Source organism: Vibrio fortis (assembly GCF_000695685.1).
GTDB lineage: Bacteria > Pseudomonadota > Gammaproteobacteria > Enterobacterales > Vibrionaceae > Vibrio > Vibrio fortis_A.
Genome location: NZ_JFFR01000009.1, coordinates 181,888 through 201,765 on the forward strand (window position 1 = coordinate 181,888; position 19,878 = coordinate 201,765).

19 protein-coding genes and 1 pseudogene are annotated in these 19,878 nt (G+C 45.2%); 13 read left to right on the forward strand and 7 right to left on the reverse strand.

Going from position 1 to position 19,878, the window contains the following annotated elements; all coding sequences use genetic code 11:
- Positions 1–343: 343 nt before the first annotated feature.
- From VFDL14_RS15500 to VFDL14_RS15485, 4 genes are all read left to right on the forward strand, one after another.
- Positions 344–628, forward strand: a complete 285-nt coding sequence (locus VFDL14_RS15500; protein WP_032550326.1) for a hypothetical protein — start codon at positions 344–346, stop codon at positions 626–628.
- Positions 629–679: 51 nt separating this feature from the next.
- The gene (locus tag VFDL14_RS15495; RefSeq protein ID WP_032550327.1) at positions 680–1,102 is read left to right on the forward strand and encodes a hypothetical protein; all 423 of its coding nucleotides are present in this window, start codon (positions 680–682) and stop codon (positions 1,100–1,102) included.
- Positions 1,103–1,330: 228 nt separating this feature from the next.
- A complete protein-coding gene (locus tag VFDL14_RS15490; RefSeq protein WP_373417815.1) occupies positions 1,331–2,146 on the forward strand; it encodes a tetratricopeptide repeat protein in 816 nt (271 codons plus the stop codon).
- A gap of 137 nt (positions 2,147–2,283) precedes the next feature.
- Positions 2,284–3,549: a peptidoglycan DD-metalloendopeptidase family protein gene (locus VFDL14_RS15485; RefSeq protein WP_032550330.1), complete on the forward strand. Its 1,266-nt coding sequence runs from the start codon at positions 2,284–2,286 to the stop codon at positions 3,547–3,549.
- 77 nt (positions 3,550–3,626) lie between these two features.
- Here VFDL14_RS15485 and VFDL14_RS15480 read toward each other — a convergent pair whose 3' ends face one another.
- A complete protein-coding gene (locus tag VFDL14_RS15480) occupies positions 3,627–3,947 on the reverse strand; it encodes a heavy metal-binding domain-containing protein (protein WP_032550331.1) in 321 nt (106 codons plus the stop codon).
- 20 nt (positions 3,948–3,967) lie between these two features.
- Positions 3,968–4,873 (reverse strand): LysR substrate-binding domain-containing protein, encoded by a 906-nt coding sequence (locus VFDL14_RS15475; protein WP_032550332.1) that lies wholly within the window; start codon positions 4,871–4,873, stop codon positions 3,968–3,970.
- Positions 4,874–4,964: 91 nt separating this feature from the next.
- Between VFDL14_RS15475 and VFDL14_RS15470 the strand changes: the two genes are divergently transcribed.
- Complete coding sequence (locus VFDL14_RS15470; protein ID WP_032550334.1) at positions 4,965–5,939, forward strand: DMT family transporter; 975 nt, start codon at positions 4,965–4,967, stop codon at positions 5,937–5,939.
- Here the strand turns inward: VFDL14_RS15470 and VFDL14_RS15465 are convergent.
- Positions 5,911–8,814, reverse strand: coding sequence for an HD domain-containing phosphohydrolase (locus tag VFDL14_RS15465; protein ID WP_032550335.1), 2,904 nt, complete (start codon positions 8,812–8,814; stop codon positions 5,911–5,913). The two genes, VFDL14_RS15470 and VFDL14_RS15465, sit on opposite strands and share 29 nt — an antisense overlap.
- A 157-nt stretch (positions 8,815–8,971) precedes the next feature.
- Here VFDL14_RS15465 and VFDL14_RS15460 point away from each other — a divergent pair, with 157 nt between their 5' ends.
- The 4 genes from VFDL14_RS15460 to VFDL14_RS15445 all read left to right on the forward strand — a co-directional run bounded on the left by VFDL14_RS15460 (position 8,972) and on the right by VFDL14_RS15445 (position 12,360).
- Entirely contained in the window at positions 8,972–9,718 is a 747-nt protein-coding gene (locus tag VFDL14_RS15460) for a phosphatase (protein WP_032550336.1), read from the forward strand.
- Between the two features lie 130 nt (positions 9,719–9,848).
- Positions 9,849–10,244, forward strand: a complete 396-nt coding sequence (locus VFDL14_RS15455) for a cytochrome b562 (protein WP_032550337.1) — start codon at positions 9,849–9,851, stop codon at positions 10,242–10,244.
- A 232-nt stretch (positions 10,245–10,476) separates the two neighbouring features.
- Positions 10,477–10,827, forward strand: coding sequence for a hypothetical protein (locus VFDL14_RS15450; RefSeq protein WP_032550338.1), 351 nt, complete (start codon positions 10,477–10,479; stop codon positions 10,825–10,827).
- A 219-nt stretch (positions 10,828–11,046) separates the two neighbouring features.
- Entirely contained in the window at positions 11,047–12,360 is a 1,314-nt protein-coding gene (locus VFDL14_RS15445; RefSeq protein ID WP_419177361.1) for a PepSY-associated TM helix domain-containing protein, read from the forward strand.
- Positions 12,361–12,459: 99 nt separating this feature from the next.
- Here the strand turns inward: VFDL14_RS15445 and VFDL14_RS15440 are convergent, their stop codons facing one another.
- Together VFDL14_RS15440 and VFDL14_RS15435 are read right to left on the reverse strand one after the other, a co-directional pair.
- Positions 12,460–12,843, reverse strand: coding sequence for a VOC family protein (locus VFDL14_RS15440; protein ID WP_032550341.1), 384 nt, complete (start codon positions 12,841–12,843; stop codon positions 12,460–12,462).
- The gene (locus tag VFDL14_RS15435; protein ID WP_032550342.1) at positions 12,843–13,775 is read right to left on the reverse strand and encodes a LysR family transcriptional regulator; all 933 of its coding nucleotides are present in this window, start codon (positions 13,773–13,775) and stop codon (positions 12,843–12,845) included. The genes VFDL14_RS15440 and VFDL14_RS15435 overlap by 1 nt, the downstream gene beginning before the upstream one ends.
- 241 nt (positions 13,776–14,016) lie before the next feature.
- On the opposite strand from VFDL14_RS15435, the gene VFDL14_RS15430 reads away from it, so the two are divergent.
- Together VFDL14_RS15430 and VFDL14_RS15425 are read left to right on the forward strand one after the other, a co-directional pair.
- A complete protein-coding gene (locus tag VFDL14_RS15430) occupies positions 14,017–15,261 on the forward strand; it encodes an MDR family MFS transporter (protein ID WP_032550343.1) in 1,245 nt (414 codons plus the stop codon).
- Positions 15,262–15,314: 53 nt separating this feature from the next.
- A complete protein-coding gene (locus VFDL14_RS15425) occupies positions 15,315–16,127 on the forward strand; it encodes a helix-turn-helix domain-containing protein (RefSeq protein WP_032550344.1) in 813 nt (270 codons plus the stop codon).
- A 32-nt stretch (positions 16,128–16,159) separates the two neighbouring features.
- Here VFDL14_RS15425 and VFDL14_RS15420 read toward each other — a convergent pair whose 3' ends face one another.
- Positions 16,160–16,909, reverse strand: coding sequence for an EAL domain-containing protein (locus tag VFDL14_RS15420; protein WP_032550345.1), 750 nt, complete (start codon positions 16,907–16,909; stop codon positions 16,160–16,162).
- 357 nt (positions 16,910–17,266) lie between these two features.
- Between VFDL14_RS15420 and VFDL14_RS15415 the strand changes: the two genes are divergently transcribed.
- Both VFDL14_RS15415 and tdh read left to right on the forward strand, forming a co-directional pair.
- Positions 17,267–18,460 (forward strand): glycine C-acetyltransferase, encoded by a 1,194-nt coding sequence (locus tag VFDL14_RS15415; RefSeq protein WP_032550346.1) that lies wholly within the window; start codon positions 17,267–17,269, stop codon positions 18,458–18,460.
- Positions 18,461–18,543: 83 nt separating this feature from the next.
- Positions 18,544–19,575 carry an L-threonine 3-dehydrogenase gene (gene tdh, locus VFDL14_RS15410; RefSeq protein ID WP_032550347.1) on the forward strand — a complete coding sequence of 344 codons (1,032 nt, stop codon included), beginning with the start codon at positions 18,544–18,546 and terminating at the stop codon, positions 19,573–19,575.
- Between the two features lie 27 nt (positions 19,576–19,602).
- Here the strand turns inward: tdh and VFDL14_RS25085 are convergent.
- Positions 19,603–19,833 (reverse strand): annotated as a pseudogene (locus tag VFDL14_RS25085) (hypothetical protein); the annotation flags it as partial.
- Positions 19,834–19,878 lie beyond the last annotated feature (45 nt).

The window sequence follows — 19,878 nt, forward strand, 5'->3', positions numbered from 1 at the left end:
CAAGTACGGATTTGGTGAAGGTAGTCAAGGTCGAGTCCTCTCGTTGTTCTGAATTTGGTTGAGAAGAAAGTAACAAAATGCAATTAACCTAGAGGACTACAGGGTATAAATTATGGTTAAATCGCGGAGTTGATGGCTGTTAACCGATAAAGTTGTCATTGATAAACAAGAGAAAAGTACGCGGTTTTGTATCTTGGGGATGGTCAAAATAAACATATTTTACCTCGGGAAATATGTTATCCTCTCGGTGCTACTAAAGGGGTGCTTTTTTAAGCATTGAAATGTATACGAGCAACAGCACGATGCTCGTGTCAGTCACTTTCTGGCGAGTATGGAATAGAAAATGTTGTTGGAAGAAGTTGTAGAAATTATTGAGTTAACCGATTCAGACCATTTAGTTCAAGCAATGGACCTGTTTAATGAGCATGGCTTTGTTCATGCTGAGCAACTGCCGTTTATGAAGGTGGTATTTGAAACCGCTCCTGAACACCTGACCAAGAAGCTCTCCCAAGTCGGCTTTAAAGGTAAAGTTGAGATAGTGAAAGCAGAAGGTGCATCTGATTACATCGTGTTTGATGCTGAACGTGCCGAGTCAGAAGGTGCAGTAAATTGGAGTAAGAGTGCTTAAGTCTTTTAAAACGACAAAGCATGACTTTTATCATTATTTGAGGTTAACACAGTGACAACAGCTACCGCTTCATCAACAGAAAAACTGTCTAACGAACATGCGCTATTGGGCGCAGCACTGCTTGCAGCGCAAAAGGTTGAGTTCTCACTTTATACGGTCATTGCGCAATTGGTTACCACTGACAGCAATGTACATGAACGCCAAGCGATAGAGCTAAATGTCGATACCTTTCTGAAAGGCAACAGCAACGATCTGTCATTGGTTCTAGACCTTTACTATCAAGTATTTGGTAGCAAAATTCCGCTAACTAAGGCAGAAGTGAGCGATTTTGTTTTCAATCGTAATCTCATCTCTCGTAACTATTGGCGTGCTACTGGCGCGGATGTAAAAGGTGGGGAAAAGCTCGGTAATCCAGAGCTTTATTTATCTGAGTTCACGGCTAAGTGTGAAGCCTGGTTACAAAAGCTTTCCTAATTTAGCTTTAAAGCCCATTTAAGCTAATTCAAATTAAAGAAAACCACGGTGCTCGCCGTGGTTTTTTTGTTTCTGGAGAGGGTTATTTTTATGACTACTTGAAGGCACACTTCAAAATTACGTTGACTTGGTTTCTCGACTAGCGAATTGCACAATTTCAATATAGAGTGACCTAATATCAAGATGTATAAGGAATATACGATGCTAAGAGTGGTTTGGTTAGTAATAATGGCAGTGTTACCTATGATGAGTGTTGCGTCTGAAGAGACACGATATTCTGAGAAGGAGTACCTTGATAGGCCATTGATGGAGCGTTACATCTTGGATGAACTAAAGTCTCTGCGAATTGAACAGCAAGACCTTGAGCGCAGGATGACTATTCAAATCACCGACCGTGAGCTAGAAGTCGCGGATAAGTCACTGAACTATGCCAATGTTACGGTCACGTACTTCTTCTACATTATCGCGGGTGTGGCTTCTTTGATCGCGTTGATAGGATGGCAATCGCTTAAAGAAATTAAACACAACACCAAAGAGATGGCTGATCAACGGTTGAATAAGATCGCTCAAGAGTACGAGAAGAAGTTTGTTGCCTTAGAGCGGGATTTAAAACGTAAAACTCGCATCATCTCGGAAAACAATCGCGAGATTGAGATCATCAATGAAGTACATAACCTTTGGCTGAGAGCTCAGAACCAACAGACTCCAGAGCAGAAGCTAGAGATCTATGATGAGATCCTTAAGATTCGTCCGGGTGACTTGGAAGCACTAACGTACAAAGCAGATGCAGCCATGGAGATGCAAGAGTTCCACTGGGCAATGAGCCTGTGTAACCGCGTATTAGAAGTGGATGACCAAAATGCGCACGCCCTTTACCAACGTGCATGTGCCTACGCGCGATTAGGCTCTGAATCTCAAGCGATTGAAGATCTGAAACGCTCAATAGAAGCAAGTGCCTCAATGCGAGATCTTATCTCTGATGAAACCGACTTTGAAATGTTAAGAGGTTTAGAGGGTTTTGAAGCGCTACGTGAGGAGCAATAGGTCTGCAACATAGCCCAGCCAGTAACAGATAGAGCTGAGAAATAGCTCGATAGATTGTTACAAACACCGGTTTATCAACTCTAATTGTTATGTTATAACAATTGGAGTTTTTTACCTCTGAAAGCTCTATTCGACCTATGAAGTTTATTCGCCTAGGACTAGTGACTATCGCTATTGTTGCCTTTTCGCTAGCTGCCGTCCTTTCTATTGAGCCTGAACCGCCTCAAGAAATCGAAATTAAAGTCACACCTTATCAAGAGTTGGTAGAGAGTGAGGTTATTACCCCTCAGTCTGTGGAAGCTTCGGAATCGAATAGTAACCTCGTGAGAGTGCATTACTTCGTTAAAGTCGGGGATACTTTGAGTAATGTGTTTGCTTCGTGGCAACTGCCATACGAAACCGCACACAAGATTCTTGAAGCCGATCTGGAATCACTTAAGTTAGATACCATTAAACCTGGGGAGCACTTAGAGTTGCTTGTCGACAAGGACACCCGCCGTCTTGTCGAGCTCACGTATCATGAAAGCTTGATTGAGCGTTCAGTCTATTCACTTAATGACGATGGCAGCTTTGACTATCAGTTCATCGAAATGCCGGGTGAATGGAAAGAGAAGATGTACGCCGGCGAAGTGAATGGCAGCTTCTCGCTATCTGCGCATAAAATTGGCTTATCAAGCCGTCAAATCGCCAATATCACTCGAACGTTGAGAGATAAGATCAACTTCGCCCGCGATTTACGCGCTGGCGATCGTTTTAGTGTGTTAGTCAGCGAGCAGTATGCGGATGACCACTTAACGGGAAAAACAGAAGTTCAAGGGATCTCCCTTCAGCTTCGTGGTCGAGAGGTTGCTGCGTTTCTTGCTGATGATGGTCGTTTTTACGATCGAGAAGGCAACAGCTTGGAACAAGCGTTCGATCGCTACCCGGTGGATCGCCAGTATCGCAGAATCACTTCAGCATTTAACCCTAGACGAAAACACCCGGTGACAGGGCGCATTACTCCGCATAACGGAACAGACTTCGCGACTCCCGTTGGGGCGCCTATCTATTCAACGGGTGACGGTAGAGTTGTCGCAGTGCGAAACCACCCATATGCGGGTAAGTATTTGGTTATTGAACACAACAGCGTTTACAAAACTCGCTACTTGCACTTACACAGATTCTTGGTGAAGAAAGGGCAGCAAGTGAAACGAGGTCAGAAGATCGCTCTTGCAGGAGCAACGGGTCGCATTACTGGCCCACATTTGCACTTTGAAGTGCTGGTTCGCGATCGCGCGGTTGATCCAATGAAAGCAAACCTACCGATGGCAAGCTCGATCTCTAAAGAAGAGAAGGGTGCCTTTTATGCACGTATTTCTGAGTTCGACAAATTGGTACAAGGTCATCAAGACCAAGCTAGCTAACTCACTTTTAGACCCCCAGAACCATAAGTAGATAAAAGCAAAGCCCTTTGGTGATATTACCAAAGGGCTTTGTTGTATTAATCGACGACCACCGCTGTGCCACTGGCTGAAACCATGAGCATGCCGTTGCCTTGACCTAGTACTTCGTAATCAATGTCGACACCAACAACTGCATTGGCACCCAGCTCTTGAGCTTTTAGTTCTAATTCTTGAAACGCATAAGAACGTGCTTTTTCGAGTTCTTTTTCATAAGTGCCAGAACGGCCGCCAACGAAATCTCGAATGCCAGAAAACATATCTTTAAACACGTTTACGCCGAGGATGGCTTCTCCGGCAATCACACCCTTGTAAGCGACGATGCGTTTTCCTTCAATCGACGGGGTTGTTGTCACGATCATAATGCAGTTCCCTTATTGGTTTAATCTGGATGGTTAGAGGTAAATTGTGCCCGTAACCATGCTCTTAGTTTTAGCACACTTTCATTTTTGAGTTTGTTATCTGAACAGACAAAGTAATAGTCTTGATGCGGGTTTGAAACAGGCTCGCTAATTTCAACCAAAGCTCCGTGTTTTATGTCGTCACGAACAAACAGTCGATGTGTGACAAGTATGCCAAGAGAGCGTGTCGCTGCTTGTACCGCCTGAATGGACACATCAAAGGAGAGGTTGGTGCTGAAGAAGGGCACAGGTAGCTGGTGTGCGTCGCACCACACCTGCCAATCGTGTTCCCTACGTGGGTTAAAAACACCGATGACGGGGTAGGTCTTGAGCAGCTCTTCCATTGATTGTGAACCTTGCCCATTGACTAAGTTGGGGCTCGCGACTAGCACTAGCTCATCGTCACCAAGCTTTTCACAGTAGTAATCTTGCCACTCTCGCGGTTTTCCATGTACTAACGCAATATCGACACCCTCTTGATCGAGGTCGAAGTAACCGATGCGGTTAGAGAGGCGAATATCTAGGCTTGGTGAGTCCTGTTGCAGCATAGGAACTCGAGGTATCCACCAGTGTAGCGCCAGAGAGTTGACCATATTGACGGTTAATCGGTTCTCCTTTGGTGTATTGGCTAACTGATCTGTTGCATCGACAATCTGCTCGAGAGCAGGAGCGACTTTTCGATAGTAGCGCTTACCATCAGCATTAAGAACAACGCGTCGCCCGACACGCTGGAATAGGGGTTTATTGACTTGCTGCTCTAACGATTTGATCGCTTGGCTCACTGCAGAGTGGCTAACAAACAGCGCCTTAGCGGCTTCGGTCATGCTCGCTGTCTCAGCAACAGCGACAAAAGCATAGATTGACTTTAATGGAACGAGTTTCTTCATAAGTAAGTTTTCCTTACAGTTCTGGTTAATATTACTCGCTATTTTTTGTCGTGTCAGCCTTCTAGAATAAAGCACATAGGAGGTGATAATTATGTCTGATATTACCAAGGCCACCCTGTTTATGGTGGTGTCTACATTTAGCCTGTCAGTCGGCGGGCTTGCAGCGAAATACCTCGCTGAAATCATGCCAGTAACTTTGCTCGTTTTTTCTAGATTCTTCTTTCCTGGACTGATTTTATTGTCGATTTTGGTTTTCGTTCGATTACGTAAACCTAGTCATGAATTACTCAAACCGATTGTATCGAGAGCTTTATGCATGACGGCTTGTCAGCTCTGCTTTTTATCATCGCTACAGAGCTTAACCTTAGTTGAAAGTATCGTTTTGTTTAGTACTGGCCCATTGTTTATCCCAGTGTTAGAAAAATTAATATTTGGCGTGAAATTTAATCCAAGGATTTTGGTTTGCTTAGGGATGACGTTTACCGGTGTCGTGCTAATGGCAGGCAATCTTTCTGAATTCGACTTTAAACCGGCGATCTTAATTGGTTTGATGGCTGGATTCTTTAATTCAGGCTCACAAGTGAGTTTGTATCGAGCATCAAAGGGTGAACTGTCGCCAGCAGAAATGAATGCTTGGACCTTCTTGATCGCCGCTCTGTTAGCGTCACCAATCATGATTTACAGCTTGCATGATATTGTGTCGCTCGATCAGGCACTCATTACCAATGTGGGTGAAGGATTTACGCTATCGAACTATTATTGGGTAGGGCTTGTGTTGGCAATGTTTGCGGTGTTTACCATTAATACGCAAATATGTCGCGCCAAAGCCTACCGACTGGTGAGCAGTAGCTCTCAATTGGCTCCGCTGATTTTCACAACACTTCTGTTCAGTGCGATTTGGCAAGCTCTACTGTTCGACGACATATTTTCAAATCAAAAGCTATTTGGTATCGGGTTGATTATTTTTGCCAGCATGGTCAATACCTTCTTGTCTCATCGAAAAAACAAGTTTGCCCTCAAGTTAGACATTGAAAGTCCTAAAACAGTGAACGAATGTAGGCTCTAACTTTCTCTATGTGTTGTGGCGTATCAACGTCACTGTGTTGCTCTGGCTCAAGAAAGGCATCGGCATAACGTTTGTAGATGTCCTTCTCTAAAAACAGCAAATAAAGCTTAGGGTCAATATGTCCAGTGGTCGCCATACGAGTCATGATTTTTAAAGACTCTTCTAGGCTTTTGCCATGTTTATAAGGGCGATCACTGGAGGTCAATGCCTCGAACACATCGGCAATCGCGACCACTTTGGCTTGGATAGAGAGTTCGTCATCGTCCAATCCAAATGGGTAGCCTTTGCCATCGATTCGTTCATGATGATAACTGGCGATCTTTGGAATCTCTTTAAGGTGCTCAGGGTAGGGGAGCTTATTGAGCATCACCGACGTTTGGATAATATGATCGTTAATCATAAAGCGCTCTTCTGGGGTTAAGGTGCCGCTGCGCACTTTAAGGTTATAAAGCTCTCCTCGGTTGTATTTTAACTCTCCAGGTTTGAGTACATAGTCTTCTTGCCATAGGTCTTGTGGGCTTAGACCTTTCTCCCACGGCACACAGTGCTGGGGTTTGTTTGCGAGCAGTGGTTCCATTACAGGTAATTCGGGCTCTTGCTCATAACGAATCTTTTCTGTCCAAGCTATGCCGACTTGATCACTGAGCGTGCGTTTCCATTTGTGCTTAGCGATTTCATCGAGTCGAGCTTGGTTCTCTTCCTCCATTCTCTCTGAACCGATGTTACATTGAGCGACAAAAGTGAAATCTTCATCGAGTTGTTGATGTTTACTTTTCAGTTTCTCTAGCTCTGTTTCTGGAAGTGAACCATTGGCGACGGCTTTCCAGTAGTCGGTTTCTGCTTGTTGCTTGAGAAGCTCAAAGCGCATTCTGATTTCATGAATTCGGTCATAAAGGGTTTCGAGTTTGGTGGCTTTGTCGACTACATACTCTGGCGTTGTTACCTTACCGCAGTCATGCAGCCACGAAGCTAAGCTCAATGCTTCCCACTGTTTTTTGTCCAGCGCAAACAGTGGGTAGTAACGGTCATCCTTAATCGCTGCTTCGGTTAGCCATTGGGTGAGCTCAGGGACACGCTGACAGTGTCCGCCTGTGTATGGCGACTTGGTATCGATAGCCGAAGCGATCAGCTCGATGAAGGCGTTGAGCATCTCTTTCTGCTGTTGCATTTGGTCAATGTTGTCTTTGGCAATTTCAGCAAAGCTCAACAGCTCGCGAAGAAAGGCGTGTTTATCTGACTGCATTTTTGATATTGCACGCTCGTAACCGATGATCACAATGCCGACGAGTTGCTTCTCTCGATTAAGAAGCGGGAAGAAGTACAGATCTGAGTTGAAAATCGTGGCGTGATACTGGTTTAGTGCATTTTCGCTTCTATCGAGATGGACCACTTCACCCATTTTCAGTTTCGCAAGCAGCCAGGGTGTATCCTTAACAAACTCGTTGAGGTCAGCCTTAAATGGGATGATGGCGTGATTGGCCGCAATCTCAAACTGCTTTTGCTTATTATCGTAGGCATACAACAAGATGGTTTCGGCTTTAGTGATTAGGTAGCTCTGGTGGGCAATGGTTTTGGCCAAAACAGAGAAGTCTTGATTGCCTGCGGTATCACGCAGCAGGGCAATTAGATCATGCAGCGTATGTTCCATGAGCTCGATGGAGTGGGCCAAATTCGCCACTTCGTTGATCATGCTCTTAGGGTAGTGGGTACGTTTAAAATCGAAGCGCGCGATGTTATGCGTCAACTCCATCAGCTTTTTGATTGGCATAGAGAGGCGATTTGCGACAACCCATACCAACCCAAAACAGATGAACAGAAGAATGATGGCAACGGTGACTTGCCTATCCCTCATCGATATTAAGTCGGCAAGTAAATCGGTGTGAGGCGTCGCTTCGGCGAGAAACAGGGTGACATTAGCGGTGAGCTCTACAGGCGTTAGCGTTAATGCCCAGGCATTGAGGTTGTATTCCACACTCTGAATGCTCTGCTTGGTAGCTCTGTTATCGCTTAAAAGCGGAGCAAGCACTGTCTCTTTAAGCACATTATTGGCTTCGCGAGAATTAAATCGCATTGGACTGGTGATCGGCGCAACAGCATCGAGGTCGAGTTGGTGATGCCCGAGTAAGTTCAGATGACGGTCAAACAGCGCCAAGCGGCTTTGATCCGAAAAGGCGAGGTCGCCAATCTGCGCAGATAGGGAATTGAGCGTAAAATCTGCACCAATCACATACTGCTGGTCACTGGATCGTCTAGAGAGAGTGATCCCAGGCGTCTTGAGGAAGAAGAACTGATATGGTTCAGATAGCTGGATGGAACCGTCTCGCTTTGCATTGATAAACCAAGGTCTAGTTCTTGGGTCGAAGAGGTCTTGTCCGGTCTCCTTTTGGCTAATGATTTGGTGTGCGCCGTCTAGAAAGGTGATTCGTGTTAGGCCGTTGGTGGCGGTTTCGGTCACCATCATGGTCGCTTTGGAAGGCGCACTATGTTCTTGACGTTGTTTGTTGGTCTTTATCGGGCGGAACAGTTTGAAGTCACCATTTTCTGAGCCGTAAAACAGAGCAACTAAGCTTGGGCTCTGCTGAAAGATAAGGTCCAGAGATGAGAGCCAAGCATGGTACTCATTTTGAGTCGTGTCATGGGTAATAAAAGGGCTGACGGCCAATACGTTGAGCGCTGTGACCACGGGTGCGACCGATTGTTTAAACACTAGCTCAAGCTTGTTGCTGTGTTCCTGGCTGACTTCTTCAATGGTTCCAAGAAGCAGTTGCTGAGAGTGCTTGTAACTCATTGTGATTAATACAGTTCCGACAATACTGGTCATGACCAAAAATAGCGTCGTGATATGAATGCTTAAGGGGTAACGTTTTTTTCTCATTCGCAATTACCAATCGAGTGACTGGTTTAAGTATTGTAGAAGCTGAAAAGGTTGCAAAAAAATGACTTAACTAAAGCATCATCGGTATGCTAATTGTCACTTTGAGCTGATAGACTGATTACAGCATCAAGATAAGAGTTCGGAGTGAAGCGCAAAGATGAAATTACAAGTTGATACCCACACCCATACCTACGCCAGTGGCCACGCATACAGCACCTTAATTGAGAATGCTAAAGCAGCCAGTGAGCGAGGTCTTGCGATGTTTTGTACGACGGATCACTCAGAATCTATGCCGGGCGCGCCTCACTACTGGTTTTTCAGCAACCAGCGTATTCTTCCTCGCTTTATTGAGGGTGTCGCCATTATCCGCGGCGTTGAATCGAATATCATGAATACGGACGGTGAGATTGACGTACACCCAAGTGTAGATAAGAACCTCGATTGGGCTATTGCAAGCTTTCATGAACCAGTTTTCCGCCCTGCAGATAAAGCGGCTCATACTTTGGCGCTGATTAACGTGATCAAGGCTGGCCGTATTGATGCGCTCGGACATTTAGGTAATCCGAACTTTGACTTTGATTTTGAAGCCGTGATTGATTGTGCGGTTGAGCACAATGTCGCTATCGAGATCAATAACACTACGCTGAAAGGTAATAGCCGTATTGGTAGTGTTGAGCGTTGTTATGAAATCGCCAAAATTGCCAAGGCAAAAGGGGCATACATCACAACCGGTAGCGATGCGCACTTTTGTGTGGATGTCGGGGGCTTAGATCTCGTGTCGCAACTGCTTGATGAAGTCGGTATGCCGCCAGAGCAAGTGATTACGCATTCGCCTAGCCAGTTTCTGCGCTTTTTAGCACTGCGTGGCCGCAATGAGATCCCAGAATATTCAGATCTTGTTTAAGAGAATGTCGGCGGGTTTGCATTTCGTCACAATCATTTTTTGTGTGTGCAGAATTTTTGTATAAACTAGCGCTCACAAATAAAGTCATAAGCACCGTAAACAAAAAGGTGTATCTTCAACTGGAGAAACAATGAAAACTCGCTCAATTCTTTTATCTGGCCTGATTGCGGCCTCGGTGATGTCGGCATCAGCGTTTGCAAGCGTAGACCTCAAGAAAAACATGCAAGAAATGAAGCTTGCGTTCAAACAAGCTGCAGAAGCTCAAAGCATTGAAGAGATGCAAAAGCCAATGGTACGTCTAGATACTTTGGTTGCTGAGTTGAAAACGGGTTCTTACCCTGCGGAGAAAGAGCAAAACTTCATGGAAGGTTTCTCTAAGATCCAAGCATCAATTGACTCGATTGAGCAAAAGCTAGAACAAGGTCAATTCGAAGAAGCGAAGCAAGAGCTACGCACGATTGATGGCCTACGTGAGCAATACCACGAGAAGCGTAACCCAAGTATCTGGAGCAAGCTATTCGGCTAACCTTTTGATGCTCCGCTCTGAGAGTATCCCTTAGGTCATACAGAATTTTAAACGCCACACCAGCTTTCATTGGTGTGGCGTTTTTATTTCGAGCTAACTGACTATGTGAATGATATCAATAATGTGCGTTAGCTTAGGTTTTTAACATAATGTTAATTAATCCGTTTAAACGCCTATTTAGCTGATTCATAATGTTAGAAATTTATAAACCTTATTTATAGATTCGTACTAGATGCGTCAAACGTCGTTCAATTATTCCATGCTATGGGCTACCGCTTTAAGCTGGACGCTCATTACACTGATGCCTGTTATCAATGCTCATGGTAACAGCGCAGGCGTGTGGGCGACGTTATGTACGGTTAATGGGTTTGAGCTAGTACAAGTTGAAGAAGGTGAGCCGCAAACACACAATGGTAAGCCGTGTCCTTTTAGCCATTTTTCTAGCTTCCATCACGATGAAATTCCAACTGCACTACTGACAACTCGACTGAGTTTGATTGTCTCAGACAGCTACGCTTTTTTGGCTCTAAGCGAGGCTTTTAAGAGACACTCTCCCAGAGGCCCACCTCAAGCTATTTCCTAACCTAAATAACAACAAATAAAACAACACAGTAAAGTTAACCTGCTCACACCTTTCCTCACTTTCTGATGACCTCAGAAGGTGTTTTGGTGCGTGCAAAAGGAAATATCAATGTCGAGAATTGAATCTCAACCTGCCGCTCCGGCTCGAAGTAAAACCCTCTATTTTTTGACTTGGCGATGGCACTTCTACGCAGGCCTGTTCGTTATCCCATTTATGTTGATGCTGAGTATAACTGGGCTGGTGATGCTACTTGATGACGAGCTTGAAAGTGCTCTTTATTCAGAAGCACTTATCGTTCAAAGCAGTGCCACTGACGCTATGGTACCGATTGGCGACCAGTTAAATGCGGTTAAAGCGCAGTACCCTGATGGAGCTGTCACTCAGTTCATTACCGCAAAGTCTGAAAGCTTACCAAGTTGTTTCTCGGTCAACTTGTCTGACGGCCGATCGGTTTTCGCCACTGTCGATCCATACTCTGGAGATGTAATCGGTGAGATCCCACGCAGCGAGAGTTGGTATCAGCTGGCAAATGAAATACATGGCACCTTGCTAGTAGGGGATTGGGGCGACTATTTGATCGAGGTAGCAAGCAGTCTCTCTATCCTTCTTTTGGTTTCGGGTATCTATTTATGGCTACCGCGTGGCAATGCAACTAAAGCTGGGTTCTTAAAGATTCGTTTCTCATCTGGAACTCGTATTCTGATGCGCGATTTACACGCGAATCTTGGTGGTACTCTGTCTCTAGTTCTGTTGCTGTTCCTTCTCTCCGGTCTTGCTTGGGCTGGTTTTTGGGGCGGTAAAATGGTTCAGGCTTGGAGCAGTTTTCCTGCGCAATTGTGGGATGATGTACCACTGTCGGATAAAACGCATGCTTCTCTGAACCATGGTTCTGAAGAAGAATTACCTTGGAATTTAGAGCAAACGCCACTCCCGGAATCGCACGATCACTCGGCAATGGCAGACGAGCATAGCCACCATGATGCCTCCACAGTGAGCATTTCGCTTGAGGAAGTTATGCAAACCGCGTCTAGATTGGGTTTCACCTATTATCGCGTCAATTTCCCGCGCTCTGAAACAGGGGTGTATACCATCACCGCCAATACCATGGGTGGCGATATTGTCGACCCGAGGAAAGACCGAACAACTCACCTAGACCAATACTCAGGTCGTATTCTCGGAGAGGTGACGTGGAGCGATTATAACGTGATGGCAAAGACGCTCGCTGTTGGTATCTCTCTTCACCAAGGGGACATCAGTATCGTGAACAAAATCCTAAACGTTCTGTTCTGCTTGGCCTTCATTGCAGTGTCGATCACTGGCGCAGTCATGTGGTGGATGCGTCGCCCTGCGGGTAAAGGAAAGTTGGGAGTGCCGCCTAAGTTTGAAGACGCAGGTATTTGGAAAGCGGGCTTGGTGACTGTGGTTCTTATTTCTGTGCTGTTCCCGCTAGCCGGAGCAACGATAGTCATCGCGATGTTACTTGACTGGCTGCTGTTCTCACGTGTTGAAAGATTGAGGATGGCTCTGAGCTAGATGGCTTTAAGCTAGATGGAACGCCGCCCCTCGATGCGCATTACTCATCGAGAGGCGGTATATTGATTTAAACGGCTAATGCTATGTATTCGATGGTTTTTACGCCTGATAAAGCTCCAGTGGCAATCCATCAGGGTCTGCGAAAAAGGTAAACTCTCGACCAGTGAACTCATCCACTCGAATGGGTTCGACTTCCACGCCTTTACTTTCTAAATAGCCTTTCATTTGCTGAACGTCATCGACACAGAAAGCTAAATGTCTTAACCCTTGAGCTTCTGGAAAACTCGGCCTTTCGGGTGCATTTGGGAAGCTGAACAGTTCAATTTGAGCGCCATTCGGCAATGTTAAGTCGAGTTTGTAAGACTGGCGTGCCTCTCGATAGTTCTCGGCAACAATTTCCAGTTTTAGAATCTCGGTATAGAAGCGCTTTGAGACTTGATAATCAGAGCAGATTATTGCCGCGTGATGGATTCCTTTCAGCATTATTTTGTTTCTCCTGCCAGTTTGTCGCTTAAGTGCTCCATGGCGTAATCAATGAAAACGCGCAGACGCGCTGGCATGTATTTCGTTTGTGCAAACTGCATTGCGATAGCGCCGTGGTAGTTACTTTTGATTGTCCAGTCATTGAGAACTTGAACGACGCTTCCTTCAGCGAGCGCATCCTGAATCACGAAGTCGTGGAAGATCCCGATCCCTAATCCTTCTTGTACCCCTTTTAAACGCATTTGCGAGTGGTTTACTGCGTAGCGTCCACTGACCGACACCGTGTGGAACTCATCATCTTTAAGGAAATCCCAAATATGGTCTTTGTCGGTCTCCGCAAGGTACAGACAGTCATGTTGGCTAAGATCTGTCGGATGTGACGGCGTTCCCTTATTCGCAAGGTAATCTGGGCTTGCGCACAATACGAGGTTGGTTTTGCCTAACTCCTTAAGCACCAAACTCTCATCGGGTTTATCTGTAAGGCGAAACGCGATATCAATTCCCTGACGCAGAATGTCGATGTCCCCATCAGCAGCGCGCAGCTTTAGTTGAATCTCTGGGTATTGATTAAGGAAAGGGACAACGAAGGGTTGCAACACAGAGTTTAAGAAAGCCTCGGGCGCTGCCACGATCAGAGAACCAGAGGGCTCCGTGTGGTCAGAGGTGGAGAGCTCAACCGCTTGTTGTGCCGCGTTAATCATCACTACGCTTTGGTCGTACACCAGTTGACCTGCCTGCGTAATGATAAGACTACGAGTAGTGCGTTCAAACAGCTTTACTGACAGGGCTTTTTCCAAACGTGTTATTAGCTTGCTCAGCGCTGATGGCGTCACACCAAGTTGTTTGGCTGCGGCGGTAAAGCTGCCCTCATTGACCACCAAAATAAAGGAGGCAAGGTCAGGAAGTAGGGCTATCAGTTTTGGGTTGATCATAACGTTAGGTACTCGGCCAGTGGGCTGATATTTCTAGAAATCGACAATCAGCATCATACGTCAAACTCCATTCAATATTAAGCGCAGTGTTTTGTGTGGCTTGTATCACGTTTTGGTGGCGGATTAAGCAGAAGATTCCGTGTTTTATAAAAACAATTACCGCCTATGTATTTATTCAATCAAATACATATACTGGCTAAATAGTCATAATTAAATCAGTTGGTTAAGGGAAAGGATATTTATGGATAGATCGGAGAGCTTATTTCAAAAGCAGCGTATAAAACGGTTTAACTTTTCAGTATGGACAGTTCTGACTGGAACGTTACTCGCCCGAACAAGCTACTTTATGGCATGGCCTTTTCTGATCGTCTTTCTCTATGAAGATTACGGTGCGTCTGCGATTGAAGTCGGCACCATGCTAGCGGTATCCGCCGTCGTTGGGGCTGGAACTGGTCTCTACTCGGGTTACCTTTCGGATAAGCTAGGGCGCAAATGGGTCATGGTGCTAGGCAGTTGGATTGCCTCGATATCCTACACCGGTATCGCACTAGCGAGTGAAGTATGGCAGTTCTATGTGCTGATCATGATGACAGGTTTGATGCGTCCAATGATTGAAGCACCAGCCAAAGCAGTAATAGGTGACAACCTCAGCGATTTGAAAGATCGTGAGTTAGCGCTAAACATTCGTTACTTCTTACTTAATTTGGGTGGCGCACTTGGTCCACTGATTGGGATCACTTTGGCGCTTGCCCAGCCACAAAACCTGTTCTTTGTTGCTGGTGGTACTTATGTCGTTTACGGTTTCTGGCTGCTGTTAGGAATTGAACGCAAGGGCACTTTTACCAAGCCGGATCCCTCTCAACTGCCTAATTTTGCCGCGACGCTTAATGTGATTCGCAAAGACAATATTTTTGTAAAACTGATGGTTGCCAACTTCATCATGATGTTTGTCTACGCGCAGGTTGAGTCGTCAATTCCTCAAGTCATCGTGCGCTCTTCCATCACTGATGCCGCGCAACTCATTGCTGGGTTAGTGTTGGTGAATACGCTGACGATTATTGTCTTCCAATTTCCAATGCTTAAATGGCTTGAGCATGTGCCGCTATTTGTACGAACTCGAATCGGCATGATTTTGATGGCAATTGCACAAATTGGTTTTCTTTTTACACCAAATGATTGGCCACTAGGTTGGGGAATTGCTTGTTTTATATTAAGTTTAGGAGAAGTGATTGCTTTCCCAACCCTTAATGTACAAATCGATAGAATGGCACCGCCACATCTAAGGGGTTCTTACTTCGGTGCGGCTGCACTTTACTCTCTTGGCTTTGCTATTGCGCCACTGCTTGGTGGAGTGGTGATAGAGATGTTGAGCGCCTACTGGCTATTTGTGCTCTGCTTCATCCTATGTTTGGTGATGATTTGGTTGTACTGGTTGGCAGAACATACCGAAGACAGTGTCGAAAGAGAGCCGATTACCCAGAGCTAGCCATACAAGCCTTGGGTGTTAAGCGACAGATAATAACTAAGGCAACGTGAGTTATGGATAAATCGAATTTTGCACAAGAGTTAAAGTATCTGCGTGAGGAGAAAGCTTTATCTCAGGAAGAGCTGGCCGAGCTACTTTCTCATTCTCACAGAGCTTTTTCTGGTGTGAATCAGGTGATGGTGAGTCAGTGGGAACGGGCGAAGACGTTGCCTAGTTTTGTTCGTCGTCTCGGAATTGCGAGTTTCTTCCAAGTTGATTATGACTTTTCGGTTGAAGAGATGGTGCAAGTTAAAGCAGCAACTAAGAACGCCGAGCGTCCGTTTAGTGTTGATATTGGTTATGACTATGAGATTACCAGTGTTGAATCTTGCAACATAGCAGCTCTTTCAGGAAAAAAGCTTCGCTCGATTCAAGGCATGCACCAAAAAACGTATGGAAATGATTTTATCGAAGTGTCTCAACACTTGGGTGTGAAATCAGAAGATATGGAAGTGCTGTGCTTTCTGTACGACGGCGTCATCATCGGTCATGTAGTTTATGATGGTGTTAGCAAGATGCTGTGTAGTGTTGGTGCTGTGAGTATCGTTATAAGACGAAGAATCTTCGATTATATGGCCGACAACTTGGTTGATACTCAGTTCCGGTTTCCGACCCTTGATCCTGCTATGTGTCAGTTTCTGTATGACATATATCTAGAGCCCTATATGAGCAAGCTAGGGATGCCATTTTTTAAAGCTGATATTAAAAAAGTCGTGAGGAACCCTTTTTCTCAGAATATTCAAAATAAGAACGATATCTATTTTAAATACGTCCGTTACCACGATTTAAAGCAGAAGAAAAAAAGCGTCGAGTTTATCTTAAGCTAGCGTTCGTAATTACTCTTGCTGAGGCAACCTTATTACATGAGCAGCATTAAATCCGGTAGAGCGACAGGTTTGCTGTATAAGAAGCCTTGGTAGCTATCAAATCCGAGTTGCTGCACACGATTTCGTGTCGTGTGGTCTTCTACACCTTCCGCTACTGTCGAAATCCCTCTGTTTTGGCAGTATTCAATCACCGTTTCGATCAGCTGTGATGCTTCGCTTGCAGGTTTGTTAATCAAAGAGCGATCGAATTTCACTTCATCAATACTAAGTTTTTGAATTTTGTCGATGTCTGAATAGCCGGCACCAAAATCATCGACACTAAACTTTACACCAAGCGCCTTGTAGCTCTCCATTTGAGATGTCAACGAAGAACAAAGCTCATCATTCTCACTCAGCTCAAAAGTGAGCTGCTTAGCTGGAAAAGAGCTGTTCCAAAGCATCTCTCTGACTCTCGCCACATTGTTTGGATTGGCTAACACTTGTTTACTGATGTTTACCGCCAAGTTTAACGACGGAGAAACAGCACGTATCTCAGTGAGCGCTTGCTCTAACACATTAAAGAAGATGGTCTCTTCATAACCAAGCGCAAACGCGCGATCAATGAATGTGCCTGGTGCGAAGATACCGTGTTCAGGGATATCCAATCGGAAAAGCGCTTCTACTCCAATTACATCTGTATTGTCAGAGCCGTCGCTAGAGTCAGTTTTTACTTTTGGCTGGTAAAAGCATGTGTGCCACTCATTGGCGAAAGCTTCCTTGATCAATTGGTCAGATAAGTTCATTGGTCAGTGCGCTCATTTGTTAAGGGAGGCGCATTGTGGGGGCATATGCGTTTAGTCACTATATCGTTTTGCGGGAAAATTTTTTAATTCGACATAAATCGAACTATTAGTGTTTGTGAGTTCTTTTTCTAATCAGGTTGGACAGTGAATTGTGACTCTCTTCATAGTTAAGGAATTTGATTCGTGCCTCAGGTTCATTAATGTTTTTCCAACTAGAGGGATAATCGAGATCGAGATGTTCTACTAGAATGTAGGCATAAGTTTTACAGTGTAAATGGCGCTCGCGTTACCGTTTATACTCCCCCTATAAATAAGCAGCGAATTCGCTGTGAATAATAACTAGGAAGGAATTAGACAATGTCTTCTGCATTCTACCAACAGATTGAAAAACAAATTGAAGAAGTAAAGGCTGAAGGTCTTTACAAGTCTGAGCGTGTAATCACTTCTCAGCAGCAAGCGGCTGTTAAAATTTCAACAGGCGAAGAAGTGCTTAACTTCTGTGCAAACAACTACTTAGGTCTAGCTAACCACCCTGAACTTATCGAAGCTGGTAAAGCGGGTATGGATCAACACGGCTTTGGTATGGCGTCTGTACGTTTCATCTGTGGTACTCAAGACATCCACAAAGAGCTTGAAGACAAACTATCTACATTCCTTGGTAAAGAAGACACGATTCTTTACACATCTTGTTTCGATGCGAACGCAGGTCTTTTCGAAACTATCCTAGGCAAAGAAGATGCAATCATCTCTGATGCTCTAAACCACGCTTCAATCATTGATGGTGTTCGCCTATGTAAAGCAATGCGCTTCCGTTACGCGAACAACAACATGGAAGAGCTAGAGCAGCAACTTATCGCGGCTAAAGAAGCAGGCGCTCGTCACACGCTAATCGTAACTGACGGCGTATTCTCTATGGACGGCGTAGTAGCAAACCTTCCAGCTATCTGTGACCTAGCAGACAAATACGGCGCTCTAGTAATGGTTGATGATTCTCACGCAGTGGGCTTTATGGGCGAAAATGGCGCTGGTACTCACGAGTTCCACAACGTTGTTGACCGTATCGACATCATCACAGGTACGCTAGGTAAAGCAATGGGCGGCGCTTCAGGCGGTTACACGTCTGGTAAGAAAGAAGTGATCGACTGGCTACGTCAGCGTTCTCGTCCATACCTATTCTCTAACTCAGTTGCTCCTGCGATCGTTAACGCGTCTATCCGTGTTCTTGATCTTCTAAAAGAGAGTGGCGAGCTTCGTGACCGTCTATGGGAAAACGCAGCACACTTCCGTACTCGCATGGAAGACGCAGGCTTCACAATGGGTGGTGCTGACCACGCAATCATTCCAATCATGCTAGGTGATGCAAAAGTAGCGGCTGAGTTCGCTGAGCGTGCTCTAGAGAAAGGCATCTACGTTGTAGGTTTCTCTTTCCCTGTAGTACCAAAAGGCCAAGCGCGTATCCGTACTCAAATGTCTGCTGCACACTCTCGCGAGCAACTAGACCGTGCTATCGATGCATTCATCGAAGTGGGTAAAGAGATGGAAATCATCTAATTCTGAGGCTTTACTCAGAATATAGATAACGCAATATTTTTGATTCTCGCCTTACAGTTAGGCGAGATGAACTAGGTAACATTATGAAAATTAAAGCACTTTCTAAGCTTAAGCCTGAAGAAGGCATTTGGATGACCGAGGTTGAAAAACCTGAAATGGGTCATAATGATCTTCTTATCCGTATTAAGAAAACCGCAATCTGTGGTACAGACGTACACATCTACAACTGGGATGAGTGGTCACAAAACACAATCCCAGTACCTATGGTTGTAGGTCACGAATACGTGGGTGAAGTTGTTGGCATCGGCCAAGAAGTTCGTGGTTTTGAAATCGGCGACCGTGTATCGGGCGAAGGTCACATCACTTGTGGTCACTGTCGTAACTGTCGTGGCGGCCGTACTCACCTTTGTCGTAACACAACAGGTGTTGGTGTAAACCGCACTGGTGCGTTCTCTGAATACCTTGTGATTCCAGCGTTTAACGCATTTAAGATCCCTGCAGAGATCTCTGACGATCTAGCATCTATCTTCGACCCGTTTGGTAACGCAGTACACACAGCGCTTTCTTTCGACCTAGTAGGCGAAGACGTGCTAATCACTGGTGCTGGTCCAATCGGTATCATGGCTGCAGCAGTTGCTAAGCACGTTGGTGCTCGTCACGTTGTGATCACTGACGTAAACGAATACCGTCTAGACCTTGCGAAGAAGATGGGTGTAACGCGTGCAGTAAACGTGATGGAAGAGAAGCTAGAAGACGTAATGGCTGATCTAGGCATGACAGAAGGCTTCGATGTAGGCCTAGAAATGTCTGGTGTACCATCTGCATTCAACAGCATGCTGACTAACATGAACCACGGCGGTAAGATCTCTCTACTAGGTATTCCACCATCAGACATGGCAGTAGACTGGAACCAAGTAATCTTTAAAGGCTTGGTTATCAAAGGTATCTACGGTCGTGAGATGTTCGAAACTTGGTACAAGATGGCTTCACTAATCCAGTCTGGCCTAGATCTAACACCAATCATTACTCACCACTACAAAGTGGACGACTTCCAAGCTGGCTTCGACATGATGCGCTCTGGTATGTCTGGTAAAGTAATCCTAGATTGGGAATAAGCTAATAGGGGAGACCCTCAGCTAGTTCTACAATGAAAATGCCCCAAAGAAATTTGGGGCATTTTTGTATGGGTCTTTCAGATTACTTATCAACATCCCGAGTACACCTTCATGGGACAGGTCTCCCGATAGTTCGGCTTGTATCTCTGCAAGGCTTTCCTCTTCTGAAGCGACGATCTTTCCTGTTGTCGCATCGACTTCAACTTCATAGGCTTTATCGCCGTGTCTGATAAATACGTCCCATTGAGTATGGTGTTCTTTAAATTTCGATATAAATTATATAGAATGCTATTCTAATTTGTT

Coding starts and splice junctions, on each gene's coding strand:
- VFDL14_RS15500 (WP_032550326.1), top strand. CDS start 344: ATGTTGTTGGAAGAAGTTGTAGAAATTATTGAGTTAACCGATTCAGAC.
- VFDL14_RS15490 (WP_373417815.1), top strand. CDS start 1,331: ATGGCAGTGTTACCTATGATGAGTGTTGCGTCTGAAGAGACACGATAT.
- VFDL14_RS15485 (WP_032550330.1), top strand. CDS start 2,284: ATGAAGTTTATTCGCCTAGGACTAGTGACTATCGCTATTGTTGCCTTT.
- VFDL14_RS15480 (WP_032550331.1), bottom strand. CDS start 3,947: ATGATCGTGACAACAACCCCGTCGATTGAAGGAAAACGCATCGTCGCT.
- VFDL14_RS15475 (WP_032550332.1), bottom strand. CDS start 4,873: ATGAAGAAACTCGTTCCATTAAAGTCAATCTATGCTTTTGTCGCTGTT.
- VFDL14_RS15470 (WP_032550334.1), top strand. CDS start 4,965: ATGTCTGATATTACCAAGGCCACCCTGTTTATGGTGGTGTCTACATTT.
- VFDL14_RS15465 (WP_032550335.1), bottom strand. CDS start 8,814: ATGAGAAAAAAACGTTACCCCTTAAGCATTCATATCACGACGCTATTT.
- VFDL14_RS15460 (WP_032550336.1), top strand. CDS start 8,972: ATGAAATTACAAGTTGATACCCACACCCATACCTACGCCAGTGGCCAC.
- VFDL14_RS15455 (WP_032550337.1), top strand. CDS start 9,849: ATGAAAACTCGCTCAATTCTTTTATCTGGCCTGATTGCGGCCTCGGTG.
- VFDL14_RS15450 (WP_032550338.1), top strand. CDS start 10,477: ATGCGTCAAACGTCGTTCAATTATTCCATGCTATGGGCTACCGCTTTA.
- VFDL14_RS15445 (WP_419177361.1), top strand. CDS start 11,047: ATGCTGAGTATAACTGGGCTGGTGATGCTACTTGATGACGAGCTTGAA.
- VFDL14_RS15440 (WP_032550341.1), bottom strand. CDS start 12,843: ATGCTGAAAGGAATCCATCACGCGGCAATAATCTGCTCTGATTATCAA.
- VFDL14_RS15435 (WP_032550342.1), bottom strand. CDS start 13,775: ATGATCAACCCAAAACTGATAGCCCTACTTCCTGACCTTGCCTCCTTT.
- VFDL14_RS15430 (WP_032550343.1), top strand. CDS start 14,017: ATGGATAGATCGGAGAGCTTATTTCAAAAGCAGCGTATAAAACGGTTT.
- VFDL14_RS15425 (WP_032550344.1), top strand. CDS start 15,315: ATGGATAAATCGAATTTTGCACAAGAGTTAAAGTATCTGCGTGAGGAG.
- VFDL14_RS15420 (WP_032550345.1), bottom strand. CDS start 16,909: ATGAACTTATCTGACCAATTGATCAAGGAAGCTTTCGCCAATGAGTGG.
- VFDL14_RS15415 (WP_032550346.1), top strand. CDS start 17,267: ATGTCTTCTGCATTCTACCAACAGATTGAAAAACAAATTGAAGAAGTA.
- tdh (WP_032550347.1), top strand. CDS start 18,544: ATGAAAATTAAAGCACTTTCTAAGCTTAAGCCTGAAGAAGGCATTTGG.